Origin of the sequence: Campylobacter sp., from assembly GCF_017646085.1 — a bacterium.
GTDB lineage: Bacteria > Campylobacterota > Campylobacteria > Campylobacterales > Campylobacteraceae > Campylobacter.
Map to the genome: position 1 here is coordinate 1 of NZ_JAGCNF010000085.1, position 7,763 is coordinate 7,763.

General features: G+C 36.2%; 6 protein-coding genes and 1 pseudogene. 4 read left to right on the forward strand and 3 right to left on the reverse strand.

All coding sequences use genetic code 11. From position 1 onward, the window contains the following. A pseudogene (locus J6V67_RS04660) lies at window positions 1-234 on the forward strand (Bcr/CflA family drug resistance efflux transporter); the annotation flags it as partial. A 40-nt stretch (window positions 235-274) separates the two neighbouring features. Here the strand turns inward: J6V67_RS04660 and thyX are convergent. The 3 genes from thyX to typA all read right to left on the reverse strand — a co-directional run bounded on the left by thyX (window position 275) and on the right by typA (window position 3,591). Further along, window positions 275-892, reverse strand: a complete 618-nt coding sequence (thyX, locus tag J6V67_RS04665) for an FAD-dependent thymidylate synthase (protein ID WP_291859480.1) — start codon at window positions 890-892, stop codon at window positions 275-277. Between the two features lie 10 nt (window positions 893-902). Beyond that, window positions 903-1,502: a nitroreductase family protein gene (locus J6V67_RS04670; protein ID WP_291859483.1), complete on the reverse strand. Its 600-nt coding sequence runs from the start codon at window positions 1,500-1,502 to the stop codon at window positions 903-905. Between the two features lie 286 nt (window positions 1,503-1,788). Continuing rightward, window positions 1,789-3,591 (reverse strand): translational GTPase TypA, encoded by a 1,803-nt coding sequence (gene typA / locus J6V67_RS04675; protein WP_291859485.1) that lies wholly within the window; start codon window positions 3,589-3,591, stop codon window positions 1,789-1,791. 149 nt (window positions 3,592-3,740) lie between these two features. On the opposite strand from typA, the gene J6V67_RS04680 reads away from it, so the two are divergent. The 3 genes from J6V67_RS04680 to J6V67_RS04690 form a co-directional block, all read left to right on the forward strand. Beyond that, a complete protein-coding gene (locus J6V67_RS04680; protein WP_291859488.1) occupies window positions 3,741-5,312 on the forward strand; it encodes a flagellar hook-length control protein FliK in 1,572 nt (523 codons plus the stop codon). 57 nt (window positions 5,313-5,369) lie between these two features. Then, window positions 5,370-6,218, forward strand: a complete 849-nt coding sequence (locus tag J6V67_RS04685) for a flagellar basal body rod modification protein (RefSeq protein WP_291859491.1) — start codon at window positions 5,370-5,372, stop codon at window positions 6,216-6,218. After that, the coding region (locus J6V67_RS04690; protein ID WP_291859494.1) for a flagellar hook-basal body complex protein at window positions 6,215-7,763 on the forward strand (1,549 nt) is incomplete at its 3' end. The genes J6V67_RS04685 and J6V67_RS04690, both read left to right, overlap by 4 nt.

Consider the following 7,763-nt stretch of genomic DNA (forward strand, 5'->3'; position numbering starts at 1 on the left):
GTAGCTATTGGTACGCTTGGATTTATCTTGCCAAATGCTACAACATTAGCAATGGCAAGATTTACAGACCACTCCGGTACCGCCTCAGCTGTGCTTGGGACTATACAGTTTGGATTAGCCGGGGTAATTGCTTTTGGGGTTGGAGCGCTTGGGGCAAATACCCCACTATTTCTAGCTTTAGCAATGCTAGCGCCATGTGCTTTAGCAGTTATTTTACGCTTTAAAATAATATAGTTAAATATAGATTTTAGCTTTTACTAAAATCTATATTATTTTAATCTTTATAAACGCAATCAGCAAATATAAATTTATGCTCATTAGGGATTGCATTATATATTGCATTTGCTAGATTGCGAATCTCCCAAAGGGCACTTTTAGAACTTCTTAAAGTTATGAAGTTTTGCAAACTTCTAGCATTTATACTCCAGCTAAGCTCAGTTTTATAACTCTCTGGTAGGCAGTATTTAGCGATATCTAGACTAGTGTTTGCAGCTAAAATCTCACGCAGGTTATTTAGTGCTTTAATACTAGCATTATCTACATCTGCGTTTCCACTTAGAACCAGATAGCGATTTGCGTTTTGCCAATCATTTAGCCTAAATTCACTCTCGCCCTTTAGCTCTTTTAATGTGTAGCGTGTGCTTTTTACGCTTAGGCTAGCTATGCGGTGGCGGGCTAATTCTTGTAATAAGGCACGGCTAACACCTTTGATATAAAAGTTATAATATAGATGTTCTAAAGTACTAGCGTGTTTGAGTTTGTTACCAACTCGCTCAATTAATGCAATATCAATCTCTCCACCATTATCGCCCTTATCAAAGCTTTGCCAGCAGGTACGAATAGCGTTAGAACAAACCCATAATGGCGTGTGATTTAGCAGTGTTACTTCCATTTTTTTGCCCTTATTTATAGATGACTACTTGTTCTAAACTTTGGCGAATTTTAGCTGGTGCTTCTTCATTGCTATATCCTAGCGCGATGACAAGCACAGGTTTAAAATTTTCCCCTAAATTTACAAAATCATTTAATTTATCTGCATCAAACCCAGCTACAATGCAGCTTTTAACACCTAGACTTTGAGCGATATTGACCATATTAGCACTTGCCATATAGCATTGAAGTGATGCGTAATGCATTAGCTCTTCATCGGTTTGTGGGTTAAATCTAGCTGCGAAGTGATCAAGGGCTTTTTGAAGTCTCTCTGGTGTGCGTGGCTTGCGATCTACTTGAGTTCTTATAAAGTCGCAGCCGCCTTTTAGATCATTGCGTGCGATAATTATTATAGCGTGGCTACATCCGCTTACTTGGGCTTGATTATTGCATATTTGCCCTAATTCTTTTAAATCATTTTCTTTGCTTACAACCATAAATTTCCACGGCTCCAAACCACATGAGCTAGGACTTAATCTAGTAAGATCTAAAATTTCGTTTATAGTCTCTTGATTAATTTTTTGATTATTAAATTCTCTACATGAATAGCGCTCTTGCATTATTTTTTTCATTGTTTTTTCCTTTTTGGTTTGTACTGGTTTTGATTTGAATTTTGTAGATTATAGCGGTATTTTATCAATAGTTGGTGAATTTGGGTTAATGGATTAAGCTCTAATATTTTTGTATAAATTTACCATTGCAAGCTAGATGCATAATAATCAAAGATTTTACTATTTGATTATAGAATAAATTAAAAGCCAAATTAAGCAGTAGATCTATAAGATTAACTGCTTAATTTAGTTAAGGATTTAGCAAGATATTTAGATAAATGTAACTAATAAATCAACCTAAATTTATCTATTTTTTTGCCATTCTTTTGCGCACTGTTGGATCTAAGTAGCGTTTTCTTACTCTAATATTTATTGGAGTAACCTCTACTAATTCATCCTCTTCAATCCACTCTAAAGCACGCTCTAGGCTTAATTTGCGTGGTGGCACTAGCTTGATTGCATCATCGCTTCCACTAGCTCTTACATTGGTTAGGTTTTTACCTTTTATAGGATTTACATCTAAATCATTTGGTCTGCTATGTTCGCCAATGATCATACCTACATAGACTTTTGTTTGTGGTTCGCAAAATAGTACGCCACGATCTTGGAGATTAAATAGCGAGTAAGCAAGTGCTACGCCATTTTCCATACTAACTAACGCACCATTGCTTCTATGCTCAACTGTACCGCTAAGTGGTCTAAACTCTAAAAAGCTATGATTCATCACGCCTTCACCTTTGGTGTCGGTTAAAAATTGACTTCTAAAGCCGATTAATCCACGAGCTGGAATCTCAAATTCAATCCTAGTTTGGCCATCGCCTGTAGGATTCATGCTTACCATCTCAGCTTTTCTTTTGCCTAGTTTTTCAATTACTGCGCCAGTGCAGTCATCTGGAGCATCAATTACTAGTAATTCAAATGGCTCACATTTTACCCCATTAATCTCTTTTACAATAACCTCAGGTCTACCAAGACAGAACTCAAAGCCCTCTCTTCTCATATTCTCAGCTAAGATTGTAATTTGTAATTCACCACGGCCACTTACTTTAAATTTACCTTCGCCGATATTTTCATATTTCATAGCGATATTGGTTTTCATCTCGCTTTCTAGACGTTCATCAAGTTTATTTGATGTGACATATTTACCCTCTGTACCTGATAATGGGCCATCATTTACGCTAAATACTACGCTAAGGGTTGGCTCTTCTATGTGAAGTGGATCAAGTGGCATTGGTGAGTTAGGATCTACTACGCTATCGCCCACATCTAAAGCATCAAATCCAGCAATTGCTACGATATCTCCGCTGCTTGCTGTATCTATATCTGTACGCTCAAGACCTAAAAATCCAATAAGCTTGCTAATTCTACCTGTTGTTTTGCTACCATCAGCTTTAGCTAGCATTACATTTTGATTTTTGCTAATTGTGCCATTAAATATTCTAGCAATACCAATTTTACCTACATAATTATCATAATCAAGGGTGAAGACTTGTAATTGAAGTGGATTTTCATCCTTGCCACTTGGAGCTGGAACATGATTTATAATAGTTTCAAATAGAGGCTCCATATTGATATTTTCATCTTCTAGCTTATGTTTTGCATAGCCATTTTTTGCAGCAGCATAGACGATTGGAAATTCAAGCTGTTCATCATTAGCCTCTAAAGCCACAAATAGGTCAAAAATCTCATTGATAACTCTATCAGGATCGCCAGCTGGTTTGTCAATTTTATTTACTACAACTATTGGGCGAAGACCTAAAGATAGGGCTTTTTTTACAACAAATTTGGTTTGTGGCATTACGCCTTCTTGCGCATCTACAAGGAGCAAAACCCCATCAACCATCTTTAAAACACGCTCAACCTCACCACCAAAGTCGGCGTGTCCTGGAGTGTCAATAATGTTGATTTTATAATCTTTATAGCGGATAGCTGTATTTTTGCTAAGAATTGTGATACCACGCTCACGCTCTATATCATTGCTATCCATCACTCTTTCACCGATATTTTGGTGTTCTGTGAATGTGCCTGATTGTTTTAGTAGTTCATCTACCATTGTTGTTTTACCGTGGTCAACGTGTGCGATGACTGCGATATTTCTAATATTTTCCACGAGATTTCCTTAAATATTTTCAAATTTTTAGGGGCGATTATATCTAAAAGTTGCTAAATTTGCTTTGAATTTAATAAAGATAACATAAAGCCTAAAATTCGGAATAGAATTTGCTATATAAGGCCAAAATTCTCAAACTAGGATAGCAAATGCAAGGTTTAAACGAAGCGCTATTAAGCTCAAGTAACTCCACTCAAGTCCAAAGCAAACCTGTTAAAACTGAACAAAATGAAGGTGATGATAGCTTTTATAAAATGATTGAAAATAGCGTAAAAGAGTATGAAGATTCTAAAGCTTCACAAAACTCTCAAGAAAATAATCAATCAAAACCACAAGAACAAATCACCAATCAAACCACACAAGGCTCTAGTACAAACTCTAGCGATAAAACTGCTCAAAGTTCTAGCCAAACAAATAGCGCTAAAACCGATAGCTCACAAAGCGATAAAATGATTCAAAATAGCGCTTCAAATTCAGCCCAAAGTAGTCAAAATACAGATGAGATTATGCTAGAAAATGCTGATTTTATAACGCTTTTAAGCCTTTTAGAAGCTAGTGATGGTAGCACTAAAACAGGTGCTAATCTGCTAAGTTCAAGCTTAAATAAATTCTTAGCTACTGAACAAAATATCAAAGAGTTAAAAGGGGCTAAAAATCTGCAAGAATTGCTAAATTTAAGTGAAAAATTTGGCCTAGGTCTAAGCAAAATAAAAATCTCAAAAGATGGTCTTGAAGCGCTAAAAAATGAGTTTAAAAATCTAAATGCCAAAGGATTTTTTAATCAAATTCCAGCACTAAATCAAGCTATTGATTTAAATGCAATTACTAAAAAAGATATAGAAAAGGCACTTCAAAAAACACAAAAAGATGATAAAAGTGTTTTAAGCAAGCTAATGCAAGGTCAAAGTGTAGAGCTAAGTGATGATATAAATTCGGTCAAAAAGCTACATCCAGAAGCTAAAATCGATACTCAAAAAATCACTGAAAAGCTTGCTCAAACTGCTGAGCAAAAGCTAAATCAACCTTCTGAGCTAAATAAAGAGATCAAAGATACTAAAACTACTACAACAACTACACCAAATGCTACAAAATCTCAAAGCATATCTAGCATTGATGATTATTTAGCAAATATTATGCAACGAGCAATGAAAGAAAGTAGCGAACAAAGTGCCAAAGCGGCTATGACAGCTACTACTGATTTAGCTAGTAGTAGTGTAGAGGCAAGTTTAAGCGAACAAACCACTCAAGGTATAGAGCCAACTAGCCAAGCAAACTCTCAGGTAAAAGATATTGTAAATAGTGCTAAATTAAACGCTAAAGAGTTAAATTTAAGACAGGTTTTTGATAATTTTGCAACTCAGCTTCAAGAAAAAATTAGCGAATATAAGCCGCCAATTACAAGATTTCACTTAACGCTAAATCCAGGAAATTTAGGCGAAGTCGAGATTACTTTAATTAATCGTGGCTCAAATTTGCATATAAATTTTAACTCAAACAATCAAACTATGCAGCTATTTATGCAACACCAGGCTGAATTTAGAACCAGTCTTGTAAATATGGGTTTTAGTGAGTTATCAATGAGCTTTAATGATAATGCTAATAAAGAACAAAGCCAAGGTCAAAATAAAAAGGCAAAATTTGTTAGTGAAGATAGCGAGCTAACAGAAATAGCTCAAAATGAAGAGAGTGTTTTAGAAGTAATACTACCAAAGTATTTCTAAATTTGGAATGCAAATTGCTTTAAAATGAAAAAATGTAAGAAAAATTAGGAGAGCATCATGGCAACATCTATTAATCAAACACCGCAATTTACCACTGATATCTGGGCTGCAAATGAGGCCGCGCAAAAAGCTAGTGGCGTAACAGGTGGAGTAAGTCCAAATTCGCAATTAGACAAAGATGCTTTCTTGAAGCTTTTATTGGTTGAATTGCAACACCAAGACCCAACCGAGCCGATGGATAGCGCAAAAATGCTAGAACAAACCAGCCAGCTAGCCACAGTTGAAATGCAAGAAAAAACCAACCAAGTTATGAGCCAATTAAGCGAGCAGATGCAAGCAAGTGCTTCACTAAATGCTATGAGTGCGCTAGGCAAGATGGCAAATCTAGCCAACTCAGTGGCCAAAGATACGCCATCATCTCAGGTTGATTTTAGTCTATTCTTCCCAGTTGATGCAGTTAGCGGAACAATTGAGATATACGACTCAGTGGGTAATGTCGTTCGTAATGTCAGCATAAGTGATATTAAATCTGGTGTAAATCAATTTAGATGGGATGGTTTAAGCAATAGCGGAGAACCAACACTTCCAGGTGAATATTTAGTAAAAGCTAAATATATAGATGCTAATGGTGGCAATAGAGAGACTGTTTTAGGTCAGTATCCAGTCGAAGCTGTTAAATTTGAAAAAGGCGTAGCATATATCAAAGTTGCTGGTGAGTTTGTAGCGATGGATCAAGTTAGAGAATTTACTGAATCAATTGTATATAATACAGTAAGCTCAAACCAAACTAGTTCAAGCAATAAAAAAGAAGAATCAAAAGATGAAGATCTAAGTGATAAACCACAAGACGCTAAAGATGAATTAGCTAAAGATGAGAGTCAAAAAGATGAGGTAGTCAAGTCATGATGATAGGATTTTATAATGGCGTAAGTGGTGTAAAGACTGCTGAATTTGGTCATAGTACTATTGGAAATGATATCTCAAATATTAATACAGTTGGCTATAAAAGCTCTACGGCTGAATTTAAAAGTCTATTTTATAGCACTTTAGCAGGTGCGTCTAGTTCGCCAGTAAATTCTCAAATCGGACTAGGCTCAACCAAGATGGCAACATCGCTAAATTTTACCCAAGGAAATTTGCAAACTACTGATAATGTTTTTGATATGGCAATTGATGGCGATGGATTTTTTGGTTTAATTGGAAATAATGGCGAGCAGTATTTTACTAGAAATGGCGAATTTACCAAAGATAGCGATGGAAATTTAGTAAATAGAAGTGGTATGTATCTACTAGGTACAGTCGCTCCGCTAAGTAGCGCAACATTAGGAGAGAGTGCATTAAATAAACTAGGAGTAACAGGTGGAAATGTTGAGGCTTATAGCATTCCAATTGGCCAAAATATAGAACTTGGCACTGTAGGCTCTCAAGGTAAAATTCAGCTCCCAGATGTACTATATACACCATCATCGCCAACAACACAGGTAAGCTACTCAGGCTATTTAAATTCAACTATTTATACTGAGCCTCGTAGTGTAGAGCTTACTAGTGAGAGTTTTACAGTTGAAGCTAATAAAAACACTAATAAAATCACTATTACTGGTGATTTAAATTTAACTCCAGAGATCCATCATCCAAATAAAGCCAATAACGAGGTAATGATCACTATCACAGATGCAAAGGGCCAAAGTGTAGAGGTAAAGGCCTCAACTCAAGCTGATGGAAAATTTTCAGTCGAATTTGACAATGGCAATGCAACGACCAAGCTAGATTTAGATGGTGAACTAACATACTTAGCTAGTGCAATGGTAAAACAAGAAGTGGCCACCCCACAGACATTTACTACTGATATTTGGGCGCCAAATGGGGATAAAAATATTTTAAAGCTTGAATTTACTAAGCAAGTTCCACAAGATCAGCAAATCGCATTTGATGCTGTTGTAAGCGTGATTGGCCCAGATGGGGAGATTATTAGTGCTACACAAGGCGAGCTAAGATATAATCAAAAAGGTGCGTTAGTTAGTAATACCTTAGGCGCTATTAATAATGGTGGAGCAAATTTAGAACTATCACTAGGAACACCATATAATCCAGCAGTGCCAAATACAGGCTTTGATGGATTAAAACCAGCTGAGCAAATTAGCGCTGAGTTAAGCGTTTCAAAAAATGGTAGATCTGAAGGTTTGCTAACTGAATATACAATGAGCGATAGTGGTGATATTTTAGCAGTATTTGATAATGGCGATATGGCAACAGTAGCAAAGGTTGCTCTATATCACTTCCAAAATAATCAAGGCCTAAACAAAGCTAGCGAGAATACCTATCAAGCTAGTGCAAATTCGGGCGAGCCGATATTTTATACTAATGCTAATGGCGAAGTGATTTATGGGGCAGCGATTCGTAATCATATGCTAGAGATGAGTAATGTGGATTTGGGTGTATCGCTAACTGATA

Coding starts and splice junctions, on each gene's coding strand:
- thyX (WP_291859480.1), bottom strand. CDS start 892: ATGGAAGTAACACTGCTAAATCACACGCCATTATGGGTTTGTTCTAAC.
- J6V67_RS04670 (WP_291859483.1), bottom strand. CDS start 1,502: ATGAAAAAAATAATGCAAGAGCGCTATTCATGTAGAGAATTTAATAAT.
- J6V67_RS04680 (WP_291859488.1), top strand. CDS start 3,741: ATGCAAGGTTTAAACGAAGCGCTATTAAGCTCAAGTAACTCCACTCAA.
- J6V67_RS04685 (WP_291859491.1), top strand. CDS start 5,370: ATGGCAACATCTATTAATCAAACACCGCAATTTACCACTGATATCTGG.